This window comes from Bacillus sp. SIMBA_074 (genome assembly GCF_046534555.1).
GTDB lineage: Bacteria > Bacillota > Bacilli > Bacillales > Bacillaceae_G > Bacillus_A > Bacillus_A mycoides.
On sequence record NZ_JAWRYM010000101.1, the window covers coordinates 1 to 505 of the forward strand.

Consider the following 505-nt stretch of genomic DNA (forward strand, 5'->3'; position numbering starts at 1 on the left):
GTGGAACTGCATGCCGCGCTTATGTGTTTCCTCTACCATAAAAGCGAGTGGGTCATAACCAGGATTTTTCCCTTGTGTACCCGTCAAATATTTGGACCATGGTACAAGTGAAGACGGATACAGCGCATCAGCGGAAGGGCGCACCTGTACAAAAACAGCGTTCATGCCCATCGCTTGCAGCTCATTGAGCAGCTGTATGTATTCCTGCTGCTGCTTCGCTTGGTTCCCATACGAGCCTGTAGAAGGCCAGTCTAGATTGTACACAGTGGATACCCATACACCACGCAGGCCATTCGTCGTATTTACCGGAATGCTAGGAACGTTCGAATTATCATTTGGTGTGGTGCCTGATCCATTCGTTCCGCCGCCAATAATGTCTTGCGGAGGAGTGGGTGGTGTAACAGCGACATTGCCTGTGAGCAAGGTAATGGTGCGTGTTGCCTGTTCCCAGTTAACTTGCAAGCCTAACTGTTCGGAAACAAAGCGGAGCGGAACCATGACTCGT

Annotated in this window: 1 protein-coding gene; it reads right to left on the bottom strand. The window is 50.5% G+C overall.

What is annotated here, in order from left to right; genetic code table 11:
• The coding region (locus SB773_RS30000; protein ID WP_410593832.1) for a family 10 glycosylhydrolase at window positions 1–505 on the bottom strand (505 nt) is incomplete at both ends.